Source organism: Alicyclobacillus sp. ALC3, from assembly GCF_028751195.1.
Lineage (GTDB): Bacteria > Bacillota > Bacilli > Alicyclobacillales > Alicyclobacillaceae > Alicyclobacillus_L.
The window spans coordinates 2528592-2552288 of the sequence record NZ_CP066784.1 but is presented as its reverse complement, the minus strand read 5'-3'; the positions used below and the strand labels follow the sequence as shown (position 1 = coordinate 2552288).

The window sequence follows — 23697 nt, the reverse complement described above, 5'->3', positions numbered from 1 at the left end:
CTGTTCGCGGGACAACCCCGCCTGAGCGAGGCGGGGTGTCCATTTTCAAATCAGCCGCTGATGCTGTGTGCGCCAGCGGGATGGTGCGCTGTGGATAACTCGCCAATTGGGCTCTAGAAAGGTACTCACTGCCAAGCACGCCAAGCAATTAGGAAACCTGCTCGGCTTCCTGCGGAAGTTCAATCGACATCGCGAGCAGTTCGATCACGTCAAACGTCGACATTTCTTCCTCTTTGCCGTTCGCTTTCGTGCCGTCGATCAGCATGTTCATGCAGTACGGGCAGGCTGTGCCGACGATAGATGCGCCGGTGTCAATTGCCTGCTTCGCGCGCATCACGTTGATACGCGTGCCAGTCTCCTCTTTGAACATGCCACCGCCACCTGCGCCGCAGCACATGCTCTTGTTGCGGCTGCGCTCCATCTCCACCAATTTTACACCCGGGATGGACTCCAGGATATAACGCGGTGCGTCATAGATGTCGTTGTACCGGCCCAAGTAACACGAGTCATGGTAGGTGATGACCTCGTCGAGCGGCTTGGTTGGTTTGACCTTGCCCTCCTGCAAGAGCTTCGCGACGAACTGCGTGCTGTGCCAGACTTCCTCCGCTTCGTAGCCGAAGTCCGGGTACTCGTTCTTGAAGGTGTTGAAGGCGTGCGGGTCCGTTGTGATGATCTTCTTCACGCCGTAGGTGTTGAAGACCTCGATGTTGCGCTGCACGAAGTCCTGGTACAAAAACTCGTTGCCAAGGCGGCGTGCCGAGTCGCCGTCACTCTCTTCTTCAGCTCCGAGGATCGCGAAGTTCACCCCCGCTGCGAGTAGCACTTTCGCGAATGACTGCGCGATCTTCTGTGCGCGCTGGTCGTAGGACGCGGCGGTTCCGACGAAGAACAGGTACTCGGCCTCGCCGTCGACCTCCGCCATCGTCTGGACCGGCAGGTCTTTTGCCCAGGCCGCGCGTTCCTTGCGGGTGATGCCCCACTCGTTGGACTGACGCTCGAGGTTCTGGAACACCTTGTTGACTTCCGGAGACGCCTTGCCTTCCGTCAGAACCAACCAGCGGCGCAGGTCGATGATGTCCTGTACGTGTTCGTTTGCGACCGGGCACGCCTCTTCACAAGCGCGGCAGGTCGTACAGGCCCACACTTCTTCTTCACTGAAGGTGTTCGCCCACACGCTCTCTGGTTCGTAGTCTTCGGCGCCAGCCGCCATCTTCGCGAGCATGCCAGGGCCGACTTCGTTGACATGGTCTTTCATCTTCAGAATCAGGTACTTCGGCGACAGCGGCTTGCCGGACAAAGTGGCTGGGCAGTTGATATGGCAGCGGCCGCACTCTGTGCAGGCGTAACCGTCGAGCAACTGCTTCCAGGTGAAGTCGAACACCTTGCCGACGCCAAACTCCTCAATGCTCTCGTCTTCGAGGTCAAGTTTGCGCAGCTTGCCAGGGGAGTCGAGACGACGGAAATACCAGTTGAACATCGAGCCAATCATGTGCGAGTGCTTCGAGCGCGGAATGACCATCAGGAACACCATAATGGTCAGCACGTGAATCCAGAACGCAACTTCTGAAATCGCGGTCAGACCCGCCGGCGACACGTGCGCAAACACTGTACTGACCCAGTTCAACACCGGCGCAGCCCAACCCGGGTGCACGCCTTCCTTGGCCATGTCGGCGCCGGTCGCGACCCAATAGGTCAAGACAATGAGCGCGATGAAACTGAGGATGAGGCCACCCTCAAAGCCCTGGTCAATGCGCATCGGCTGAATCGCGTAGCGGCGAATCGCCGCAATAATGAGCGCAGTAATGACCAGCAGCGAGAACATCTCTTCAATGAACAGGTACGCAGGCGCCATGCCCCATGGGAAGTGCCAGTGCGTAAGGTGGTAGACAATAAAATCGAGATCGCCAAAGACAAGCACAAGGAAGCCCCAGAAGATAAAGAAGTGAGCGAGGCCAGATGGCTCCGCGATGACCTTGCGCTGCCCAAGCACGTACTTGACGAAGTTCCAGGCGCGCTCACCGCGGCGGTCCGTGCGCGACGGGTCCGGTGCTGCCGCTTTCAGCAGCTTGTACCGGTTGTAGATGGCGATGCCAAAGGAGTACAGCGCACCGAGCATGAGCACTGCGAAGACGATGCCTTGGATGACGTACCACATGGATGTAATCCCTCCCTACCAAACGGTCGGTACGAATAAAACCCAATAAAACAGCGTGAGGACTGTTTCTGATTCATTACAAAAGTACGAGACGACGCGACGAGCTTATGTCTTAGACAGTGATTCCACTTAAAAATAGCACAATCCCGGGGGAAGTGGTACTGGGGGGAATCGCTGTACCGCTCTCAACTGCCCGCGACACGTGCGGGATGTTTAGGAAAAACCACCAGGAAACGCCGTAGAATAAAGTCTGTGAACACGGTTCACCATCGTCTGCGTCGACCAGCGATGATAGCTCTGGAGCTCACAGTTAGCCCTGATTTGGCGGCGCAGGCCTTCGTCGTCGAGCACATTCAGCAAAGTGGCGCTCAAAGCGCGGGCATCCCTGGCCGGGACAAGAAATCCCGTTTTGCCGTGCTCAATCATCTCTGGGACACCCCCGACAGCCGATGCGATCACGACTTTCCCGGCCACCTGGGCTTCAATCACCGAGTATGGGCAGTTTTCCATCAAGCTCGGCAACGCGACTACGTCAGATTGGCCGAGCAGCGCTGGGATGTCGGTTCGCCTGCCCAAGAACCTGACACGTTCATTAAGCCCTAGACTCATACTAAGAGACTCCAAACTGACCCTGTCTGGTCCGTCGCCAATGAACCAACACTCCCACTCCGCACGCCGTTTAGCTAGTGTAGAGAGCGCCCGGAGAAGGTATTGTTGCCCTTTCAGCTTGGTCAAATGACCGACACAAGCGATAACTTTCGTCTTAGCGCGCGGTTGTTCGCCAATGCTCCCGCGAAATGCGTCCACATCGATTCCGTTCGGAACGACATGCATCTTGTCTACAGGCGCGCCGGCGTGCGTCGCAAGGAGGTTTTTCATCCACCGCGACGGTAGCAATGTCATGACACTCGATTCCACACTTACCCGCTCCAGCTCGACTGCGTACCTCCATATGTCTGTGTTGCGAATGGACGTGGAGTGCTCCAGCGTCAACTGGTGTGTGAATGACCCGTGAATGGTTTGAACAATGGGAATAGAGCCCCCCGCCACCCCCATCATGGCACGCGTTGCAATGACGTCTTGCGTGTGAATCAGGTCATAGCCGGCCAAGTTAAAAGACGCTGCAGCCGCTTGAAAGGTCAGACGCTCCAGTTCACGACCTTTAATCCACTCCGTCACGGTTGTACGACCCGGTGCGACCTCTGGGTGTGACTCGTAAAAGCTCTGTGTACAGATCGCACTCGTCAGTATTAGCTTCTTGTCAGTAATCGTGTAGTACCCAGAAAAGTCCGGGCTACACGCGAGAATCTCAACACTGTGCCCACGTTGTTGAAGGCCATCGGCGAGTTGTCTGATATAGCTTCCCAGACCGCCCATTTGAGGGAAGGAGTATATCGTAGCAATCAAGATGTTCACCACGTAGCCTCCTCATCGTCGATGTTGTTCCGGTAACCGCTGAAGTGGAATGTCTGTTGTCAAGGATAAACAATCGTTCAAAAGCGAATCAGGAATTTGATACCCCGCTGGCGCACCTGCCATCACTCGGTCCCATACGGAGGATTGAACCCTCACAGATTCAAATTCAAAGGCCCGCGAGAACAGAGATTGATAGTCCTTTGCCCGAACCAGGTGCCTTCTCCCAGTCTGCGGGCGTACTTCGTTGTCTGCAGTCTGCGAGCGTATCTCGTTGCCTGCAGTCCACGTTTGATTGTCCGGGCCGTCACGATGCAGTTCCTGCCCCTCCTCTCGACTCGCCGACAAGGCGTCCTGATACGTCGAGAGAAGGTCGGACATCATTCTTTCCTTTGGCCACGCACGATTTGCAAAGTCCTGCGCTTGACCAGAGATGCGGCGGGCCACCGTCGGGTCCGAAAGCACACAGTTGATGTTCCGACACAGGGCCTCACTGTCCCGAGCTGACGATAGCAAGCCTGTGTCCCCGTGTGTAATCATTTCCGGAATCCCTCCTACATCCGTCGCAACCACGGGTGTCCCGACAACCTGGGCCTCCATCACCACATAAGGGAGGTTTTCTTGCACACTGCTCAACACGACAACATCCGCTGCCTTCAGATACGGTGCGACGTCTGGTTGTTCACCTGCAAATAAAACCTGACGACGAAGCCCCAATCTCTTCACGCGCTCTTGCAGGCGTTCCCTGAGCAGGCCGTCCCCAAGCAGCCAACACACCCAGTCAGTTCGGAGCCGCTGCAGTTTTACGAGGGCGTCAAAGAGGTGCTCATGGCCCTTTAGAGCGTCTAACCGCGCCGCACAAACAATGAGTTTTCTGCCATGCGGGAGGCGGAGCGAACCGGACTCGTTGGCACGGCTCAGGAATGTTGAGACGTCGAGTCCGGAGCGAATGACTGCGAGGCGCTCACTTTCCACCTGTAACCGCTGCAGCAAAAGATTTCGCAGCCAACGTGACGGCACGATGACCTTATCGCTCGCCATCACACTCGCTTGTTCAAGCAACTGCACGTACGTCTGTTGCGCCCTGTCTGTGCTCTCCAACCGCCCCTGAATCAGAAACTCCGCAGACATACTACTGTGTAAGGTCGTAATCAGCGGTGTTAGCGGCGATTTTACCCGTGCAAGTGCAAGAGCGGTTAACGCGTCCTGCGCGTGAATTACGTCGAAACTGGAAATTCCAAAGTAGAGAGCCGCCGCCTCCAAGCAGTAGCGCTCCATCTCGAGGTACTCCACCAAGGAACGCGGTTGGCGAGGAAGCCCGTGACGGACATACTGTCGAATGACCGGATAGACTAGCCGACGAATGGCATCTGCATCGACAACGTCCCCGTCGAGGGCAAATTTCATCGCAAGACTCGAGTGGGGTGCGAATACATGAACGAAATGCCCGTGAGCTTCCAATCCGCTCCTCAGTTCCCGAACATACGTACCTATCCCCCCCGCACGGTGGAGCGGAAATGCAGCGGCAATAAGTATTCTCAATTCGCATCCCCCCAGACCCCTGTCGGATACCTGCATGTGTCACTGAGAGGACTGTTTCACGGTTACGACAAACAGCCCCTCACCGTATTGACCACATGGGCAACGTCCACCCAAATATTATCGAGTCCGTGCCAGTAACTCTCGTTGCGTGGATACCGGTCATTGTGTAAGGCTTTGCCCAAGATACGGTGATAGTTAGTCCCTAGGTAAGAACTGATTTTCTCGGTACTCGTGATGAAAAAGGTTGGCGACATCAGTTCGACTACCGGCGTGCCGGGTTGGCTGAAAAACAGGTTGGTGAACGCGGTCCCTTGTGGTCCGACAATGATTTCGGCCTCCGAAAAAGTCTGAATTTGTTCCGCCACCGTCATCGCCTCAGGCGTGACGACCTGAAATCCGAACGCGTCAAGCGCCTGCAAAAGGTCACCTTCGTTCACAACCGTTCGCCCAATGCAATGCTTCCGACTGATGTACAAACGCCGGTGCTGCTCCTGGTGTCCTGGGCATGCAAACTGTAAGAGCTGCTCACGAGTGAACTCGCACGCCCACTTCGCTTCTCGCGGTAACGACGGCACTACAAGCCGCTCAGATTCGAGATGGAATTCCGGATCGGCTAAAATCAGCTGGTCTTTCCCGATTCCAACTGCCTCCAGAGTGTCGAGTTGAAACGCAGCCAGAGGATGCGGTACGACATACTTTTCAATAGCAACTTGCGCCGTGCGCAACAGATGGACGCGAGGTAGCACGTCGAACATCCAGTGGTAGTAATTTTGAGCCCCTATTTTCGCCAATACGGCAACAGTTGCCGCCGTGTACTTTACTCTTGGCAGTTCACGCCGCTCTAAAATCGAGTGCCTTCCTGGTGTGAGGTCCCATTCGTGAGAGACATCCCAGAGGATTTTGTGATTTGGCGTAACGACACAACCTGCGTCACCCCACACGCGGCCATGTGGAAGGACGGCTACAAAATCATCAATGCTGCCGTGCCCAGCGTGGACAGGCAGGTAATGATGCCCGGGTGCAGACACGCGCTCAGCCATGTAGTCTCGTGTATTCAAGTAGAACCCCGTCAGGATATTGCTACTTCCAAACACAGTCGTCACCTGCACTTTGAGCCGGTTTTTGAACGTAGACCTTTGGTCCTTGAAGTTATCCGCATGTTAAATCACACGTAACTCGACGTTGGTCCCACTATATGAACGGGCGTCCCCGTTCGAGTGGGATAGCGCGGATAGCCCCATCATTTGGACACTGACCTGACGTACCAAACCTAGCGCGGATTGGCTGCATGTCGGTGTCGACCTCTGCTGGCCCAACGTAGGAGGATCCAACACACTGAGGAATGATAGGCGGGAGGCTCTCGTGATGACACATGCTAAAAACTGTTTCTCGTCTTCGCTCTGCATCGCTGTAGCTCAAGCGCAGCGGCGGGAGTCTTGCGCTTTCTTGGCGCTGACATGGGTCAGAACGAAGGACTCTTTGAAAATCTTGATTTTGTGTTGATCAACGATGAGATGCTTTGGGCGTGCGGCGGAGCGTGGGACAGCCCACCGACGCAAGATTGCATCGCTGCGTTACGATATCCCAGTGGGCGTGTGTGCTTGTAAAGCGAAAAGTCTCCCATGTTACTAAGCGTGTGAGGTACAATTCATTCAGACGGTATTGTAGCTATGCTGGGATGGCGAGTCGTTGCATGACATAAAATCCTTTTGCGTACAAAAATGTCCGTTTCGTGACATGAACCCAATTACTCAAAATTTCCTTCCCACGGATTAACCCCATGTCCTAGCTTTGCCTGTACTCCATCAAAGTGTTGGCGATGTTCATCGGTTATGAAATCCACGGGATAAAATGCATAGTACTCAGCTAATTCAGTAAAAAAAATTGAGTCTGCAGCACACCATAACAAAGGATCATCATTCCAACGTGGAACAAAATTAAAACAACTTTTACGATGCATCACAGAACAATGGTCTATGTGGCTAGCTGGAGTTCTAGTAACGCCAACTGCACTCCGAATTCCAAGCTCAACAGTTTGACCACGGTCAATACCAGTAAGACGTTGACGACCATATACCACGTATATATCGGGATTAGACACAAACACCCTAACCATTTGTTGGAACCTGTCTGGATAATATATATCATCATCCGTCAAATAGGTGACTAAATCTCCGGTCAATTGCGGAATGGCCATATTGATACACGTTGCATAACGCGTTGTTTTAGAGCGATCTTCCTCCTTAACATTCGATTGAATCACAGTACATTTCGGCTCGTTTTTTGCGAGGTCGGCCAACACGCTTTTAGTGTCTTCATTTGAATTGTCATCGACAATAAACAATTCCCAATGTGGATATGTTTGTTTTTGCACACTTTCTACGGCAAGACGGATTAGCTTAGGCCTATTATAACTATTCAATATAACGCTCACCTTCACATGCCCTCACCTCCGACTCCAGAGTGATAACGAGTGTTTTACAAGTAACATTGCGTTATTTAACGTAAGCAATAAGCACGCGAAACGGACACGCTAGAAGCCTGGAAAGCACACGAAAAGGGCTGCAAAGGGAGCGTCATCTCAAATTAGGGGCTGCTGAATGACCGAAAATCGGCGCCGTAGCAAGGCCTTTCGGGTGTGAATGTCGAAGTTATATGCAAGGATTTCGATGATCGGACCGTAAAACCTTGCACTTGGACGGTGCCCACATGTACCAAAAACGCGAGAATCAGCTGCTCTTGCCACACGAGTTCTTCCTGCCGTTTACCGGAAAGCTGACACAGAGGGGATTGAAAGGCCACAGATTCCTACTCACATTCTCGTAAATGCGTGGGTGATGAAGAGCTCGACACGCTTTCAGTGATGCGAAGTGAACAAGGTGAAATGAAAAAGCACGGGACGAGTGTGCCATACCCCGCCCCATTTCGATGCGCGTTTGTCGCTCAGGCAAACTCCGGATACGTGCAATCCTGCATCAATTGATTCGCGACCTGCATCGAGGAAAAGGTTCCCGCGTCGACCCAGTCCCCGGTGAGTACTGTATGTGACATCGCGTGGCGCCCGATATAGTCGTTGTTGACATCGGTAATCTCATATTCCCCGCGTCCCGATGGAGATAAGCGATCGATTACGGCAAAAACCCTTTCATCGTACAAGTAAATTCCAGTTACAGCATAATTGCTTTTTGGCTGCTTCGGCTTCTCCACAATGCGCGTTACCTGATTGCCACGCACCTCTGCGACGCCGTAGCGAGTCGGGTCGTCAACAGCCTTCACAAAGATGTGTGCACCTTGTGGCGCAGCGCGAAAGCTTTCCACATACGGTTTCAGGTTGTCCGTCAGAATGTTGTCGCCGAGTATAACCAGACACGGATGCTCACCGACAAAATCCCGAGCCAGCGCCAATCCATGCGCGATGCCCCCAGGATGTTCTTGTACCCGATAGGACACCTGAACTCCTTGCCTATGACCATCCCCGATGAGCCGGGCCAAGAAGCCCACGGTGTCGGGTGAAGTGACAACGAGAACGTCTTGCACCCCGGAATTCACCATTTGCATAAATGGATGCACAATCATCGGGTACCGCCCCACCGGAAGCAGGTGTTTGTTAAACAGATGGGTCAGGGGAGCCAACCGAGTTCCCGTCCCTCCGGCCAAAATGACACCTTTCATCACACACACTCCCGTCTCAAATAGCGCTATTACCACCTGCGATGACCCACCGGGGTGAGCCCGCCAGGAAGTGGTGAAACTTCCTTGGCGGGCTCCAATGGTACATTTTCTAAACCGCGACGGGTTGCCGAGTGAGCCTGCGTCAGGCACTCACAAGGATGCGGACATAGTCGATATTGATATAGGGAATCACAGTCTCAGTCGGCGGTCCGTAGATGGGTGGTATAGATTGCAGAGTCAAATTCAATGTGCCAACTCGGTAGATGGTTCCTTCGAAAAACTGGTTCGGAACCGCTACCTCCGCAAGTCTGCCAAGAAACGACGCCAACATTTCTTGAAAGGTCATACCAATGCCTCCTTATGAAACTGCAGTCACCTTGCTGTACGGGATAATCACGATATCTCCACCTGCTTCGCGAATCTCGACAGCATCGGTGCCAACGACGATCACCACGCCTGAAATATTCCCGTCGGGTGTCGTCACAGTGACGGTTTGGTTTAACTTTGACTCGAAGTATGCTTGTAGCGCCGGGTTCGGGATAATGCCGCTCTCAATCTCTGTCCGCAGCGTCGCAACTTCTGTTTGTAGCGCCGCAATTTCGGTCTGCAGCACCGCGATGGCTGCCTCTAAGGCCGCAACACGGGTCTGCAACCTACGGATTTCTTCACGCAACTCTTCGATGTCCCTATACAGGTGCCTGACCTGGTGGGACAACCGCTCGATCTTTCTGTTCTGTTCAGCCTGCTCGCGCTCGACCGTCCGCTTAAAGTGTCTGAATTCATGTTTCAGTCTACGAATGAGCAAGTAAGGGTCTTCGCGTCTCCCACACCTGCTAGCCCCACCGCTCTTCACTCGAACGACGCGCCCCACCTTAACCTCGCCAACAGTGATTTTGCGCACACGGACTGCACCTACGTTCGCCAATCGTGGCCACCTCCAATACTTGTCTATGCACCAGAAATATGTACGTCGTTCAATCTCGTGTAGGCAAGTACAAAAAATGTGCCTTTGTCCCATCCCGGCCGGACTCAGGAAGAACAAGTAGGTGCAAGTCAAAACGTTCCGCCATTGCGCACATACACTAAGCGTGGACACGACTGCGTCGTCCTGACGGTTGGCGGTCCAACATACGGAGCTAACCCTATCTGACCAAGAGGTGATAAGTCGTATGGCCATATGGTTGATCACAGGTGGTGCAGGCTTCATCGGTAGCCGGTTCATTGCGCGCGGCCTGACGCAACATCCGGGAGACGAGTTCATCAACTTGGATGCCATGACCTATGCAGCGCACCCTGCAACATTGAAGAGATTCGCAGCGAGTCCGAACTACCGCTTCGTACAAGGCGACGTCGCAAATGCACAAGATGTAGAGAACGTCCTGCGTCTCGGCGTCGACTTCGTCGTCCATTTTGCCGCGGAATCCCACGTCGACAGAAGCATTGTCGATTCGCGGGAGTTTATCCGAACCAACGTTGTTGGTACGCACACGTTGCTAGAGGCCATCCGCCGCCATCCGGTCCGTCGATTTGTCCACGTGTCGACAGACGAAGTCTACGGATCATTGCCTGCTACCGGGAAGTTTGTCGAAGATACAGCACTGCACCCAAACAACCCCTACTCAGCAAGTAAGGCAGCCGCCGACCTCTTGGTCGGGGCGTATTCTCGGACGTACGGCGTACCTGCTCAAATCACCCGTTGCTCAAACAACTTCGGTCCGTACCAGTTCCCTGAGAAGCTGATTCCACGCATGATCACGCAAGCGCTGCAGAACAAACCGGTCTCGCTGTACGGTGACGGGCTGAACATCCGCGACTGGCTGTACGTCGACGACCACTGCCGCGCCATCGATTTCGTACTTCAGCATGGTCAGGTCGGGGAGGTATACAACGTTGGCTGTGACAACGAGCGAACAAATCTAGAGGTCGCCCGGTTGGTCCTACACTACCTGAACAAACCAGAGTCTTTGATCCAATATGTCGATGACCGTCCTGGCCATGACCGTCGCTACGCCACGGACGCTAGCAAAATCACGCGTGAGTTAGGATGGACCCCGCAGTATTCGTTTCAACAGGCTCTGTTGAGTACCGTGCGCTGGTACGTGGCGAACGAATGGTGGTGGCGCCCCATACTGTCAGGTACGTATCACGACGCGGAACCCGGCGGGGCACGAAAGGCAGGAGATGAACAATGAAGACGGTATTGGTCACGGGAGCTGACGGCCAGCTTGGTCAAGAATTGCTGCAAGGTCCGCAGGAGCACCTCAGGATGGTGGGGTACAACAGGCACCAGTTGGACGTTTGTAACGTGGACTGTGTGCAATCTGTATTCGAGGACCTCCGCCCTGATGCGGTCGTGCACGCAGCAGCTTATACCTCCGTCGACCGCGCGGAGACCGATGCTTTACAGGCTTTGCGTGTCAACGCCCTTGGCACCCGCAACGTCGTTGAGGCTGCACGCCGAGTCGGCGCTAAAGTGTGTTACATCAGCACCGACTACGTCTTTGACGGCACGTCGGACGGGGCGTACCGAGAGACCGATCGCCCTAGCCCCATCAATGTCTACGGACAGTCTAAATGGTTCGGCGAGGTCCTTGCGCAATCGGGAACTCCCGCTCACTTTGTCGTCCGGACCTCATGGCTGTATGGTCAGTACGGCGCAAACTTCGTTACCAAAATACTCGCCCTAGCTGAACACCAAGGGGTGCTTCAGGTTGTCAACGACCAGACGGGCAGCCCCACGTATGCCCGAGATTTGGCGGGTTTTATCGTGCAACTTCTGGATACAGACCACTACGGCATCTATCACGCGTCGAATGCGGGCACGTGTTCCTGGTACGAGTTCGCAAAAGAGATTTTCCGCTGTGCGAGGAGAGATGTCCGAGTAATCCCTTGTACGTCGGCCGAATTCCCGCAGTCAGCGCGTAGGCCCCTGAGTTCTGCTCTTCACAGCACAACCATGCAGACTGCTGGCTTCACCCCGCTGCGCGACTGGCGTGACGCTTTGGCTGCTTACTTTCGCGACAAGCAGCATACAACCTAGTAGCAGCGCAACGAGTCTCTGTGAACGGCAATAGAAGAATGCACAAACGGACATACAACAGTAGAACGGACATGTAAAAGTAGAAATGGGGGAACAGCATGGTCGTAATGCCTACGCCACTGTCAGGCGCAGTGGTCTTAGAATGGAAGACTTTTGCGGACAATCGGGGTCATTTTAGTGAGGTCTATCATCGAGACGTGTTCACGAAACACGGAGTTACGAACGAGTTCGTTCAGGATAACCAGTCGCTCTCCACACAGTCTGGCACCTTGCGAGGGCTTCACTATCAATTGCCCCCGAAAGCACAAGCCAAGCTGATTCGCGTTTTGCGGGGTGCGATTTACGACGTGTTCGTTGACCTACGAACAGGCTCTTCAACGTACGGCCGATGGTCAAGTATCGTACTGACCGAAGACAACAACCGGCTTTTGCTAGTCCCGAGAGGATTCGCTCATGGTTTTTGTACTCTAGTCCCGAATACTGAGGTGCTGTACAAGGTAGACGAGTTCTACTCACCGACACACGAACGAGGAATCGCCTGGAACGACCCTGAGCTTGGCATTCCATGGCCGTATTCAGCACCTATTCTGTCGCAAAAGGATGTGTCCTACCCTCGACTTCGCGAGGCGGAAACTGGAACGAATTCACCCACATGAGGCGATCAACCATCCACGAACACGACACCAGGTGCATATGAGCCGCACACTAACTATTCTTCCAAGCCAAGCGCCCGGTAATCGACAATTCCAACAACCCCATCAACAGGCAGCCCTTTGGCTGCCTCAAACTTCTTCAGTGCCTCCTCCGTCGCAGAACCAAACTTGCCGTCTCGCGGACCTTGATAGTACCCGAGCCGTCTCAGCCTGTCCTGCACAAGCAGCACATCTGATCCGATGTTTCCGTACTCCAGGCGCCGCGAATAGCGCAGCGGATTCCCTTCAATCACCACGGGCGTCCCTACGCCCACGCGGTCGTATAGCTGCTCGACATCTTGGTTGCGCATACGGATGCAGCCGCTGCTGACGTCACCACCAACTAGGTGTGGCTTGTTTGTCCCGTGGATCCCGTAGATGCCCCACGGCACGTTAATACGCATCCAGCGGGTACCAAAGCCGCCGCCCCAGTCACGCTGTTTGTCCGTGATCTGCCACTCGCCAATGGGCGTGGGTGACGCAGGTCGCCCGAGCCCCACGCTGTACATTTGAACCGGAACTCCTGCCTCATACAGAGTCAGGCGATTCTGGTTCGTGTCGACGACGATGAAGGAGTGTGTGTTTGATGGCGCGTTGACGGTGCGTTCCGCGAGGGCAGGGCTTGGCGTACAGCCGATCGCGATCGCTGCGACCCACCCGACGACGACCGTGATCGCCCGCATCATGATACGAAATCTCGTGGCTGGCACGCGTACTCCCGTTTAGATCGGTCCGTCGACCCCCACCTCGCCGAGTTGGTGTACACGGGAACACAAGTTGTCGCCGTAAACGGTGAACGGACCGCAAACTCGCGCGTGTCAAGCGTTTGATTGGCAATGCGCCTTGCGGTGCTCTTGACACTTCGTTTGACGGCGCGTGCAGGAAAACATGCCATGAGGACCGCACCTTTCCATGTCAGTTAGCGGTTAGCCTGATCAAGGAAGCGCAGAAACATGCATGGGGACGCTAGATGTCGACCAGCGACCGTTTGACGCTTTCGGCGGCTACGCAGAAATTGGGCGTTGAATTATCGAAGGCTACATAAACTCGACCTTCCAGTGCATCAGTAGGTTCAGTCGATCAAAAACGGTAGCGGACTATTCGCATTGACTTGACGAGCATTCGTCATACGCAAACCCTTCGTGGTTGGGTTCATTGCGATTCACTGACCGTTGACATGAGCAATTGACAATAGTCTGCAGCGACTTGTGTCCAAGTCCTCTTCAACAAGTGTCGTGTGGCAGCCTGTTGTGCTGGAACAAGGCTACCACCAAGTTTCCACAGATTTGAAATCGCCGACTCAAGTTCCTCTAGTGAATAGGGATCAAATGCCATAAACGCGTCCAAGTTAGGCAATGACTCCCTGATAACCTCGATTCGGCTAACTGCCGCCGGTGTGTTCATTACCACGGACTCCAATACTTGGAATGGAAAACCGCCTTCAAACAACGTGGGAATTATTGTGCCGACGCTGTATTTATACAGAGACGGAAGGTCTTGCGCCGCCACTCTCCCCAAGAAAACGACACTGTTTCTATCGGATTCACTCCTGCAATCCGCCAGTAACTGCGAAATTTCGTCATGCTGTGGCCGGTTCTGAAGGCAGTCTGTCAGCACAAGTTTGAGGTTGGACTTTGACCCTACAGCAGACTGCCGGAAATTCAAGAACGCTTGAATGAGGCGGACATGGTTTTTGTGCAGTCGAATCATCGACGGGTACACGATGTAGGGCTGAAACAAACCATAGTGGTTTCTAAAGACATCTTCAACACTGACTCCAAAGGACCTGTACTCTTCGATGGGAGCCGCAAGCCGAATGACATGCGCCTTTGAGGGAGGAGTCTGCAGGAAAACCATTCCTTCATGATTACGTGTAAAGTCCGAATGGAAAACCACCTTAGATGCCCGACTTGTGACGGCATCTACGACTCGTCCAAACGGTTCAAAAAAACCCGGGTGAGCTTTGTCGTACACATCCGGGAAATGCAAGTACACCAAGTCGTGGAGAGACACAATAAACGGTCGCTCTAGTCCGACGGCCATCTCCATGCCGATATAGGGTACAATCCATCCACACACCTCAACGTGCTGATTTACCCATTCTACAGTGCTAAATTTGTGGTGAACCATCCTAGTACGATTCATCGAGGACAGGTTCCGTTGTAAAGCTTGTTCAACAACTTGATAGTTTCTCTCCGTTGTCGTCACGTGCAGCACCAGCGCGCGGTTACACCGCAACAAGCCGTCTGTCAAGCGGATGATAAATCTACCGATTCCTTCTCCATCAAAATGTTCCCCAACGTCAATGGAGTATCCGAGGAACAGCCCAACGTGTACCATGCGTTGTAAAGCACCGACCAGCATGCGTCTACCGCTCCCTCCACAAAGGACAGCGTATACTGTGCACAACACCTGGCAGACGAAACGGCTGACGTCACGACACGCAAAGCGAATTTTCAAGACGGTAAGAGAAAGCCATGCTTCGACAAATTTCTGCGAAATGTTCGTTCACAGTACTCGCGAGTGAACGAACATTGGAGGACGTGCTGGCTTTGTCGCAAGCTTTCCACAGTCTCGCAATCGCTCTGCAAGAGCCGAGAAACCAACTCGCGCGCGTGATGGATGTTATCTACGGCTCCGTGTACCTCATCCCCAGCAATGCGCCTAAGCAGACTATCCCTGTAAAACACAACTGGCGTGCCGAAAATAGCTGCCTCCACGGGCGCGTAGTGTAGATGCCTCGCTTCGTGAGAGTGATAGTACAGTACTTTGCTGCGCTGAAATAATTCGCGAAGTTGGTCGTCACGAACGTTTGCCAAGACATGCGAATCGCTCACGGGAGACCCTTGTTGACCCACGATGACATGTGGAAAGTCACCGAATTGTTCTTTGAAATCTCGGTACACTTTTGTATAGTAGGGATTGTCGTTGATGTTCGAGCACACAAACAAGACTTGCTTGTCTGTGCCTTGCCATGTGTTCTGGAACCTCCATACACTTTGCGGAATACCAACGGGTAAGAACAGGGCCCTGTCTCGAAGAAACGTAGCCTCACACTCCGCCAGTTGCTCGTAACTCTCGCCAAACCAAAATCGGTCCTTCACCGCTTCCAACCAGGAATCCACTTGTTCACCGAAAATTAGATGCAGAACCTTTCCATAGGTCATCGTGTTATCTACGCCAAAGACGCGCATGATGACTTTTCCTGAAAACCCCGTCATGATGCCCTGAAACGGATACTTCATGATGCATGTGATAGCTATTCCAAAGTAATGATTCAAAGCCGCCGTGATATCGCTAGGCCACGGTCTGTCGGCATAAAAGTCAAAGGAATTGAGCTTCCGAAGTACATCGTCGGGAATTGTTAGTCCACTGTCATACGAAAAATCAACTATCGTACTACGAAAATCCCCAGTATGATTGGGTATGACTTTTGGGGTGAACACTTCAAAGCCCAGTGATTGCAGGAGTGGAACTTCGAAGGGCATTAAGGTTTTGTGATTTAATAGCCAGAGAATACGGCGCTCCTTGTTCTGCAACGATTCTCCCCCCCACGACTACGATGGGACAACCAGTTTCATGACAGTGAACGGCGGTAGCGCAGATACGCTTCGCTGAATGTGGAGGAGTACTTCTGTGCGAGTTTCTCCCAGCTCATCTTGGGATTACTCGTTCCCTCGATGGCGGAGCGTTTGTATCCAGCGTAGCCGCGGATGAGTTCTTCAAGAGCGCGGGCAATCGAGTCCGGAGACCACGGGTCGAACCATATCACCTTCGCTGTATGAGACGCCATTTGTTCGCGAAGCACGGGAATATCCGAGCAAAGGACGGGGGTCCCAGACTGAAGGGCCTCTTCGACTGGGTAACTTCCTCCGCCCTCGGAAATGCTGGGCATAATTACGGCTGTGGCAAACTGAATCAGCGACTGCATGTGTTGATGTGAAATGAATCCAAGCGGGTACAACTGACGGTCAATCCGAAGCCCGGCATCCCTAATCACGGACTGCAACCAGGGAATATAGGCAATCTCGGACCATTCCGGCGGAGCCTTGCGCAGTGTGTCTGTTAAAAATCCAGTGAGAACGAGGGGATATTCATTATGAGCCGCAAAACGTTGATAGGCGAGAAACAAATTGGCGTGATTCTTGTGCGGTGATGTATTGGCGGGATACAGAATGTACTTTTCGGGTATCTCACTCAACCGCTCATGAAGGATGCTCCCAGAGCTTGTCGGTGCAGGCATTAAGACATGAGGAATCACTGTGATGTGGTCCCGTACAACGTCGAAATGCGTTTGAATCCTAGACGCGACGTGTATGGACGGAGCCACAACCATGGTCGAATTGGACATCCAGCGCACAGCTCTTTTATACTCTGCACTGATGTGAGACCCGACGGCAAATGGCGGTACATAGTCAAACAATGTTGTATCGTGAAAAGTACAAACTGTTGGACGGCGCAGGTCCATCCACTCGCGCTGATGAGGCCAAAAGAAGTACACCACATGGCAATCTTGTGCCAGTAACCTTGCCTGTTCCAGGCCGGTTGAGTTGTCACCCTGCGGCAACTCTACAATCTCCACATTCAAATTCCTTTCAATTCGAATGTCCCTCCTCATCTCAGGTGGGCAGTTTAACACCACTCGCATAAACTCAATGTTCGCGTCCTTTGCCAAAGCTGAAACCAGACCGTTAAACAGTTTCGTACCTCCGCCTAGGGATGCCGAAGAGCACCAAACCAACAGCCGCATAGAAATCCTCCTTCAGGTACTTGCCGCCCTGGTCAGCCCCGAGCTAGTTGATCATATGAATCCACTCAAGACCCCGGCATGGATGGCTGTCCAGTCTTGAATCAAGTAGAAGGAGCGTGTGACCCCCGACCCGACAAGTGCCCCCAAACACGATCACATGCAGAGCCATCGAGGCATAAAATCCAATGCAAGCAAATGGTACATGGAGGAGCACGGAGTCAGATGCCTGTCATTGGTGTGTTTTTGGCATATAAGCAGAGAATGACTGATATGGATAGTGAAGGTATAGGACGTTTTACCGCGCGGATTGTGGAAGGAATGCTCATGGCCAACGAGAGACTGACCCTTCGACTGGTCGTCGACAAACTGAACGCTCAAAACGTCGAACAACTGCTTCATCGAATCAAATCCAGGTACTCAGCACGCCTGTTCACTTACGAGTGCGACCCATTCAATCCGAGGAAAAACCTAAACTGGGTGAACCAACACCTCCAGGTTGATGCATGGTTGGTTCCGTACGTCGGATTAGAACTTGCCCTGGAGTTGAAGCAACCGTTCATCTTGTGTCTACATGACTTGGTTCACGAACACTTCCGGTCCGTGTACGTTCCTCGATTTCCCGACTACTTCAGCAGATTTGACAAGACCGTCCAATCTATGACAAAGGAAGCGGCGGCAGTCGTTTTTTCCTCTAATTTCACGAGGACCAACGAGGGTAGGTTACTGCAGTTACCTGACTCGAAAACCGAAATGATAAGACTCGCTGCACCTACCGAGGAATACGAACAGATGCAGATACTCGACGAGGCGACGCTGCGTCATAGGTATCGATTGTCCAGACCCTATCTTGTTTATCCATCTGCTATTCGTCTGCACAAGAATCATCCGAGGTTAATTGAAGCTTTCCTGAGGTACCTGCGGTCACAGACGGGCTGTGCAGCTACGTATCACCTCGTCCTCACCGACCACTACATGAACAGCCCCCTGAAGTCTGAAATATCATCCTTACTTCGGGTTTATCGCGATGTTGCAAATCACGTTATCTTCGTTGGCCGCATTCCAGCCAGTGATTTACCGTCCTTATTCAAATACGCGGTGGGGACTGTCGTACCCACACTGTTTGAGGGCAGTTTCCCGTTTCAAATACTCGAATCCCTGTTGATGGATACCCCTGTCGCTTTCAGCCGGATTGAACCAATCCAGGAATTACTGGCGGATATCAGCGTATTTCCAAGCTTTGATCCCTGTGATCTCGATGAGATGGAGCACTCGATAGCAGACCTATTCCACCCTCAGCCAGCGTTGTTTGAAAGGCAACAGGCAGTCATCAAGCCCCTTTTGACTCGCACATGGGTACATGTGGCCAAGGAGTATCTGGCATTGGCGGCGAGAGTGACGCCTGGAAATTCACCGAATCACTCAGACTGACTCAGCTCTGATACGACATCTTTGACTTGGCCGCTGATGTAGTCAATGTCCTCTCGTCTGAGTGCTGCATAGGTTGGAAGGTTCAGACCGCGGGTTGAAATGCGGTTAGCGACCGGAAACTCCGAATTCTCGTGAAGGTGGGCGTATGGGGGCAACCTATGCATTGGGTAAAAGAACGGTCTGGTCTCAATCCCCACTTCTGCAAGACGATTCTGCATGGAATCTCTCGAAACCTCCGAGCCGAACTGGAGCACGATACTGAACATCCAAGAAACGCTTTTGGCCCATTCCCGCTCGCGTGGCAACATCACATCTTGGCACTCGTTGAGAAACTCGGTGTACAATTTCGCGACCCGAGTCCTCTGCTCGATATGCCATGAAATTCTCTCCAGTTGAGCACACCCAATCGCAGCCTGTACGTTCGTCATTCTGTAGTTGTAGCCAATTGTGGGATACCAGTAGCGTTTGGCCCTGTCCATCCCTTGGTCCCGAAGGAGTCTTACCTTCGCAGCAATGGTGTCGTCGTTGGTTGTGACGGCCCCACCCTCACCGGTCGTAATGATTTTGTTTCCAAAAAAGCTAAAAATCGCTGCATTACCAATTGAACCGACGGATTGTCCCCGGTACTGAGCCCCAATCGCCTCGGCCGCATCCTCCACGACAAACAATCCGTGCCTCCTGGCGATTGTCAGAATCGGGTCCATATCGGCTGGATGACCGTACAGATGAACAGGGATTATGCCTTTGGTCCTTGGGGTAATCTTGGCCTCAACCAGAGCGGCATCCATGTTCCAGGTGACCGGGTCGACGTCGACGAAGACGGGAACGGCTCCGCAGTACGTCACCGCGTTTGCGGTCGCAACAAAGGTCAACGTGGGAACCATCACCTCATCCCCCGGCTGAACGTCATAGGCCATCAGCGCGAGATGCAGTGCCGTTGTCCCACTACTACAGACGATGGCATGTTTTGCGTGGCAAAATGTGGCGAGTTCTTCTTCAAATCGGTCAATGTATCCTCCCTTTGAAGATATCCACGTCGAGTCGACGCAGTCCATCACATACTTACGTTCATTGCCATTCAGCGTAGGAGCCGATACGGGATAGGAGTTAAACACTCTGAACCACCCCTCCGAAGAGTAATTATTTCAGCGACCTTTGTACGCGTGCGGGAACTCCGTATGCGATGCAATCAGAGGGGAGGTCCGTTACAACAACTGCGCCCGCCCCGATGACTGACCAGGCACCAATCGAAATGTGGTCGATGACACTTGTTCCCGTGCCAAGCCATGTTCCAGCACCTACACGAACGCCGCCTGAGAGAGTGCACCCAGGTGCAATATGACATGAGTCCTCAATCACACAGTCGTGATCGACAGTGGTGCCCGTATTGATGATGGTGTTGTCATCGATGCGTGTATCCGTGTTCACGACGGTATTCGCCATAATCACGACCCCTGACCCCAACGTGACAGATTCCGAGACATAGGCAGTTGGGTGAATCACATTCAAGAGACTGAAGCCGAGGTGGCGCACCGCGTTTGCTCGTTCGTGTCTGACTCGATTGTCTCCAATCCCAATGACCACCTGACGGACACCGTCTTTGTAGAGTGTAGGAAGCAGCGTGTCGTCTCCGATAACTCGGAGCCTACCTCCGATATAATAAATCCCTTTTTCGGATAAACAACCTAAAATTTCATAGTCAGGGTTCATACGCAGGGTCTCGGCGATCACCTTTGCATGCCCACCCGCCCCAAGGATGATGACTCTTTCAGGCATGTTTCGTTCCTCTCTTCACAAGTCAGGATACTTTCGAAACACTGATGCACTCTCGACCATACTATCCGCCGACTGACCGTACTGAGACGGCATCAGTACAGTTTGTTCGGTCAATCCATCAGGATAGCCTCCCATTTGTATGGTTACTTGCCATGAAGTTAGGTACATGCCCGAGCACGTCTCATCCGTGCACCGTAGTATGCCGATGAAGGAAGAGAATCGTGGAAGGAGTCGGCGGGCCATATGGGAGGATGCGTTCGAGTGTTCAACACAGACATCGTGCGAACACGTCCCATCGAAGCGGGCACTTTAACAGTGAATCGGCTGCAGATCGGGAGAAATGGTCATCCTCGAAACGGGCAAGTGGGCTGGCAGCAAACCCGGCATTGGAGGCGTTCTTTACCGCGGCTAGTGTCCGCGGAGAAGTAGTAACCGTGACGACGGCAGCGGAATCCATCTCAGGTAGGATTACGGTTGCTGGCACTAATGCGGTCGAAGCATTGAAAGCAATGGGACATTTTGATCATTCCGTATAGCAAAATCACTTCTGCAGCTTAATAGAGGACGGAGGCTCTCCGAAATGACGTTCACGTCAATGCTTGCCGAGTATATTGGTCGGGTGGTCGACGTCACAGTAACCGGTGGAACAGTTTTCTCCGGAACATTGACTGATGTTGCAGTTTCGTACATCCAAGTGCAAGAGCCATACGGCCCGTATGGTCCTGGTCTGCTGCTACGTATCCCCACGACAAACATCGAATACGTCGTCGTTCCACAATAAGGCTTGTGCTTGGGTCGCCCGCCCCTGCACTTAGTTAGGAAATCAGGTTCCCTGTTCATCTACTGTAATACGCGTAACAAGACAGTATGACTAGTAAGACCGCACGCATGGATATCGCTGACGGAACGGAGGATTCCAAGTTGAGAGCCTTGATTACTGGCATCACAGGATTTACTGGAAGTCATTTGGCAGAGTTCCTGTTGAAGCAGGGCGTGGAGGTTTACGGAACACGAAGAATACGCAGTCCGCTGGAACATATACGAGGCATCCTTGGTGACATTCATCTCGTGGAGTGCGAACTTCGCGACGCGTTTTCGGTACATGAAATGCTGCATACCGTCCAACCTGACTATATTTTTCACTTAGCGGCGCAGAGTTTCGTCCCGACGTCCTGGAATTCACCGACGGACACTCTGACAAACAACGTCATTTCGCAGGTCAATCTGATGGAATCGATTCGTCGTCTTGACAAGAATGTGCGCATGCAGATTGCATGTTCCAGCGAGGAGTATGGTCTGGTTTTACCGGAGGAATCACCTATCCAGGAGACCAACCCTCTGAGACCACTTAGCACATACGCCGTGAGTAAAGTGGCGCAAGATTTCCTGGGCTACCAATACTTCAGGAGCTACGGCCTTCACATCATCCGCACTCGGGCATTTAATCACGAGGGGCCCCGGCGCGGTGAGGTGTTTGTGCTATCGAACTTTGCAAAGCAGATTGCTGAAATGGAAATGCAGCTACGAGAACCAGTCTTGCACGTCGGAAATCTGCAGGCGAAGCGCGACTTCACCGATGTGCGTGACGTGGTGCGAGCGTATTGGTTTGCGCTGGAGAAAGGAGAACCTGGAGAGGTTTACAACATTGGAACTGGCCTGTCCTGGACCATTCAAGAGTGTGTTGACAAACTACTGAAGCTGACGGACTTGAATGTTGAAGTCAAAGTTGATCCCACGCGCCTCCGTCCATCCGACGTCGAACTTTTGATGGCCGGTTTTGACAAACTATCGACTCGTACAGGCTGGAGGCCCACGATACCACTCGAACAAACCGTCCAAGACACGCTGGACTATTGGCGCCACAAGCTCAGAGCAGAACGAACGACTGGCGAGAGGCCATATGACTAAATCTGTAAGGGTACTGCTGATGGCTGGCGGGAAGGGTACCAGACTCTGGCCAAAGAGCCGAAAGACATTGCCAAAGCAGTTTATGCCAATCACAGGGCACAAGACACTGTTGCAACAAACCGTGGACCGACTATCGACGTTCGTCCATCTGGAACATCTATATGTTGTCACTACACCAGAATATGCACAGCACGTGCGAGAGCAAATTCCTGCTGTAAACGTCGACCACATCATAATCGAACCCTGTCAACACAGCACGACGGCTTCGCTTGCCTACATCCTGTTATCATCACACGTCCTGGGCATTGCAGCGGATGATGTCATCGTCATCTTGCCCACCGACGCGTACATTCAGGACACGGTAAGTTTCGTGCAATGCCTAGAGAACGCGACTGAATTGGCTGCGGACACGGGTGGCACAGTAACCATCGGAGTACCAACGACGTATCCGTCGACTCATTATGGTTACATTCAAACACGAACGCAAACTGTGGGGCAGGGCTTCAAAGTGCATCAATTCGTTGAAAAGCCGGACCTTGAAACCGCGCGTCAATACATGCAGGACAACAGTATCTATTGGAATTCAGGCATCTTCATCTGGAAACTTTCGACCCTAGAAGAACTGGTTCAAGTTCATCTTCCAACAACGTATCGTGAGATAACCAGACTGACTCCGCATTGGCAGGAACTTGACGATGAATCGTTGAGACAGTGGTACATTCAACAACCAAAACAGTCCTTCGAATATACCCTTGTTGAAAGGACAACCGACATCTACATGGTTCCTGCAACATTCAAATGGACCGACCTAGGCACATGGAGTTCCTTCATCGAAACGCTCTCCTCTCGCAGAACCCAAGACGAAGCACCTGTGGTGATGCATGAGTCCCATCGGTGTTTGGTCGAGAGCGAACGCGGTTTAGTCGCTTTGTTCGGTGTCGATGACCTCATCGTCGTACAGACAGGGGACACGCTGCTCGTATGCAGTCGAGACCACGAAGACCAGTTAAAGCAACTCGTCGATTTTCTTTCTGAGCGGAATTACGACAACTATCTCTGACTCGGCTAGAACCACCACTGAAAAACCGTCCAGCGGCGAAAGATGTGTTCCGCCTTAGGTCTCACGGTCTAAGGCGGCTGTTTAATTTCTTTGTCAACGGGTCATGCTTGAATTCATGCGCGCCCACAGTTCTGCCACGTATGCTCGAAGACAGGAACTGTCGTGTACGTTCATGTGGTTCATTCCGGGTAGTCCATCGGTAGCTTCTGATCGCGCTATCCGCAAAGTGGGGAGATGGGGTACGGTTGGCACCGACGGTGA

The 23697-nt window shown here is 52.9% G+C and carries 21 protein-coding genes; 7 read left to right on the top strand and 14 right to left on the bottom strand.

Annotation, left to right across the window (positions count from 1 at the left end; translation table 11 throughout):
- Positions 1 to 148: 148 nt before the first annotated feature.
- The 8 genes from JC200_RS12105 to JC200_RS12070 all read right to left on the bottom strand — a co-directional run bounded on the left by JC200_RS12105 (position 149) and on the right by JC200_RS12070 (position 9707).
- Positions 149 to 2155, bottom strand: a complete 2007-nt coding sequence (locus tag JC200_RS12105; RefSeq protein ID WP_274431958.1) for a heterodisulfide reductase-related iron-sulfur binding cluster — start codon at positions 2153 to 2155, stop codon at positions 149 to 151.
- A 213-nt stretch (positions 2156 to 2368) separates the two neighbouring features.
- Entirely contained in the window at positions 2369 to 3571 is a 1203-nt protein-coding gene (locus JC200_RS12100; protein WP_274431957.1) for a glycosyltransferase family 4 protein, read from the bottom strand.
- A 12-nt stretch (positions 3572 to 3583) separates the two neighbouring features.
- Positions 3584 to 5110, bottom strand: a complete 1527-nt coding sequence (locus JC200_RS12095) for a glycosyltransferase family 4 protein (RefSeq protein WP_274431956.1) — start codon at positions 5108 to 5110, stop codon at positions 3584 to 3586.
- A gap of 62 nt (positions 5111 to 5172) precedes the next feature.
- On the bottom strand, positions 5173 to 6168 hold the full coding sequence (locus JC200_RS12090) for a glycosyltransferase family 61 protein (RefSeq protein ID WP_274431955.1): 996 nt from the start codon (positions 6166 to 6168) through the stop codon (positions 5173 to 5175).
- Between the two features lie 689 nt (positions 6169 to 6857).
- Positions 6858 to 7550 (bottom strand): glycosyltransferase family 2 protein, encoded by a 693-nt coding sequence (locus JC200_RS12085; protein ID WP_274431954.1) that lies wholly within the window; start codon positions 7548 to 7550, stop codon positions 6858 to 6860.
- Between the two features lie 503 nt (positions 7551 to 8053).
- Positions 8054 to 8782: a sugar phosphate nucleotidyltransferase gene (locus tag JC200_RS12080; RefSeq protein WP_274431953.1), complete on the bottom strand. Its 729-nt coding sequence runs from the start codon at positions 8780 to 8782 to the stop codon at positions 8054 to 8056.
- A 142-nt stretch (positions 8783 to 8924) separates the two neighbouring features.
- Positions 8925 to 9128 carry a hypothetical protein gene (locus tag JC200_RS12075; RefSeq protein WP_274431952.1) on the bottom strand — a complete coding sequence of 68 codons (204 nt, stop codon included), beginning with the start codon at positions 9126 to 9128 and terminating at the stop codon, positions 8925 to 8927.
- A gap of 12 nt (positions 9129 to 9140) precedes the next feature.
- The gene (locus JC200_RS12070; protein ID WP_274431951.1) at positions 9141 to 9707 is read right to left on the bottom strand and encodes a hypothetical protein; all 567 of its coding nucleotides are present in this window, start codon (positions 9705 to 9707) and stop codon (positions 9141 to 9143) included.
- A 244-nt stretch (positions 9708 to 9951) separates the two neighbouring features.
- On the opposite strand from JC200_RS12070, the gene rfbB reads away from it, so the two are divergent.
- From rfbB to rfbC, 3 genes are all read left to right on the top strand, one after another.
- Entirely contained in the window at positions 9952 to 10974 is a 1023-nt protein-coding gene (gene rfbB / locus JC200_RS12065) for a dTDP-glucose 4,6-dehydratase (protein ID WP_274431950.1), read from the top strand.
- Entirely contained in the window at positions 10971 to 11822 is an 852-nt protein-coding gene (gene rfbD, locus JC200_RS12060) for a dTDP-4-dehydrorhamnose reductase (RefSeq protein ID WP_274431949.1), read from the top strand. The genes rfbB and rfbD overlap by 4 nt, the downstream gene beginning before the upstream one ends.
- Positions 11823 to 11920: 98 nt before the next feature.
- Entirely contained in the window at positions 11921 to 12478 is a 558-nt protein-coding gene (gene rfbC / locus JC200_RS12055; RefSeq protein ID WP_274431948.1) for a dTDP-4-dehydrorhamnose 3,5-epimerase, read from the top strand.
- Positions 12479 to 12531: 53 nt separating this feature from the next.
- On the opposite strand, the gene JC200_RS12050 is transcribed toward rfbC, so the two are convergent.
- From JC200_RS12050 to JC200_RS12035, 4 genes are all read right to left on the bottom strand, one after another.
- Positions 12532 to 13200 carry a L,D-transpeptidase family protein gene (locus JC200_RS12050; RefSeq protein WP_274431947.1) on the bottom strand — a complete coding sequence of 223 codons (669 nt, stop codon included), beginning with the start codon at positions 13198 to 13200 and terminating at the stop codon, positions 12532 to 12534.
- A gap of 466 nt (positions 13201 to 13666) precedes the next feature.
- Positions 13667 to 14878 (bottom strand): glycosyltransferase, encoded by a 1212-nt coding sequence (locus JC200_RS12045; RefSeq protein WP_274431946.1) that lies wholly within the window; start codon positions 14876 to 14878, stop codon positions 13667 to 13669.
- Positions 14879 to 14970: 92 nt separating this feature from the next.
- A complete protein-coding gene (locus tag JC200_RS12040; protein WP_274431945.1) occupies positions 14971 to 16053 on the bottom strand; it encodes a glycosyltransferase family protein in 1083 nt (360 codons plus the stop codon).
- 38 nt (positions 16054 to 16091) lie between these two features.
- On the bottom strand, positions 16092 to 17264 hold the full coding sequence (locus JC200_RS12035; protein WP_274431944.1) for a glycosyltransferase family 4 protein: 1173 nt from the start codon (positions 17262 to 17264) through the stop codon (positions 16092 to 16094).
- 324 nt (positions 17265 to 17588) lie between these two features.
- On the opposite strand from JC200_RS12035, the gene JC200_RS12030 reads away from it, so the two are divergent.
- Positions 17589 to 18692 (top strand): glycosyltransferase, encoded by a 1104-nt coding sequence (locus tag JC200_RS12030; RefSeq protein WP_274431943.1) that lies wholly within the window; start codon positions 17589 to 17591, stop codon positions 18690 to 18692.
- Here JC200_RS12030 and JC200_RS12025 read toward each other — a convergent pair.
- Entirely contained in the window at positions 18680 to 19807 is a 1128-nt protein-coding gene (locus tag JC200_RS12025; protein WP_274431942.1) for a DegT/DnrJ/EryC1/StrS family aminotransferase, read from the bottom strand. The two genes, JC200_RS12030 and JC200_RS12025, sit on opposite strands and share 13 nt — an antisense overlap.
- Before the next feature lie 25 nt (positions 19808 to 19832).
- A complete protein-coding gene (locus JC200_RS12020) occupies positions 19833 to 20468 on the bottom strand; it encodes an acetyltransferase (protein WP_274431941.1) in 636 nt (211 codons plus the stop codon).
- A gap of 580 nt (positions 20469 to 21048) precedes the next feature.
- On the opposite strand from JC200_RS12020, the gene JC200_RS12015 reads away from it, so the two are divergent.
- The 3 genes from JC200_RS12015 (at position 21049) to JC200_RS12005 (ending at position 23436) form a co-directional block, all read left to right on the top strand.
- Positions 21049 to 21249, top strand: coding sequence for a hypothetical protein (locus JC200_RS12015; protein WP_274431940.1), 201 nt, complete (start codon positions 21049 to 21051; stop codon positions 21247 to 21249).
- Positions 21250 to 21389: 140 nt separating this feature from the next.
- Positions 21390 to 22376: a GDP-mannose 4,6-dehydratase gene (locus tag JC200_RS12010; RefSeq protein WP_274431939.1), complete on the top strand. Its 987-nt coding sequence runs from the start codon at positions 21390 to 21392 to the stop codon at positions 22374 to 22376.
- A gap of 19 nt (positions 22377 to 22395) precedes the next feature.
- Positions 22396 to 23436, top strand: a complete 1041-nt coding sequence (locus JC200_RS12005) for a mannose-1-phosphate guanylyltransferase (RefSeq protein ID WP_274431938.1) — start codon at positions 22396 to 22398, stop codon at positions 23434 to 23436.
- Positions 23437 to 23697: the final 261 nt, after the last annotated feature.

Excerpts from the sequence above, each read along its gene's own strand:
- rfbC (WP_274431948.1), top strand. The coding sequence starts at position 11,921 with ATGGTCGTAATGCCTACGCCACTGTCAGGCGCAGTGGTCTTAGAATGG.
- JC200_RS12030 (WP_274431943.1), top strand. The coding sequence starts at position 17,589 with ATGGCCAACGAGAGACTGACCCTTCGACTGGTCGTCGACAAACTGAAC.
- JC200_RS12005 (WP_274431938.1), top strand. The coding sequence starts at position 22,396 with ATGGCTGGCGGGAAGGGTACCAGACTCTGGCCAAAGAGCCGAAAGACA.
- JC200_RS12035 (WP_274431944.1), bottom strand. The coding sequence starts at position 17,264 with ATGCGGCTGTTGGTTTGGTGCTCTTCGGCATCCCTAGGCGGAGGTACG.
- JC200_RS12020 (WP_274431941.1), bottom strand. The coding sequence starts at position 20,468 with ATGCCTGAAAGAGTCATCATCCTTGGGGCGGGTGGGCATGCAAAGGTG.
- JC200_RS12015 (WP_274431940.1), top strand. The coding sequence starts at position 21,049 with ATGACGTTCACGTCAATGCTTGCCGAGTATATTGGTCGGGTGGTCGAC.
- rfbD (WP_274431949.1), top strand. The coding sequence starts at position 10,971 with ATGAAGACGGTATTGGTCACGGGAGCTGACGGCCAGCTTGGTCAAGAA.
- JC200_RS12080 (WP_274431953.1), bottom strand. The coding sequence starts at position 8,782 with ATGAAAGGTGTCATTTTGGCCGGAGGGACGGGAACTCGGTTGGCTCCC.
- JC200_RS12045 (WP_274431946.1), bottom strand. The coding sequence starts at position 14,878 with ATGCTGGTCGGTGCTTTACAACGCATGGTACACGTTGGGCTGTTCCTC.
- rfbB (WP_274431950.1), top strand. The coding sequence starts at position 9,952 with ATGGCCATATGGTTGATCACAGGTGGTGCAGGCTTCATCGGTAGCCGG.
- JC200_RS12075 (WP_274431952.1), bottom strand. The coding sequence starts at position 9,128 with ATGACCTTTCAAGAAATGTTGGCGTCGTTTCTTGGCAGACTTGCGGAG.
- JC200_RS12105 (WP_274431958.1), bottom strand. The coding sequence starts at position 2,155 with ATGTGGTACGTCATCCAAGGCATCGTCTTCGCAGTGCTCATGCTCGGT.
- JC200_RS12050 (WP_274431947.1), bottom strand. The coding sequence starts at position 13,200 with ATGATGCGGGCGATCACGGTCGTCGTCGGGTGGGTCGCAGCGATCGCG.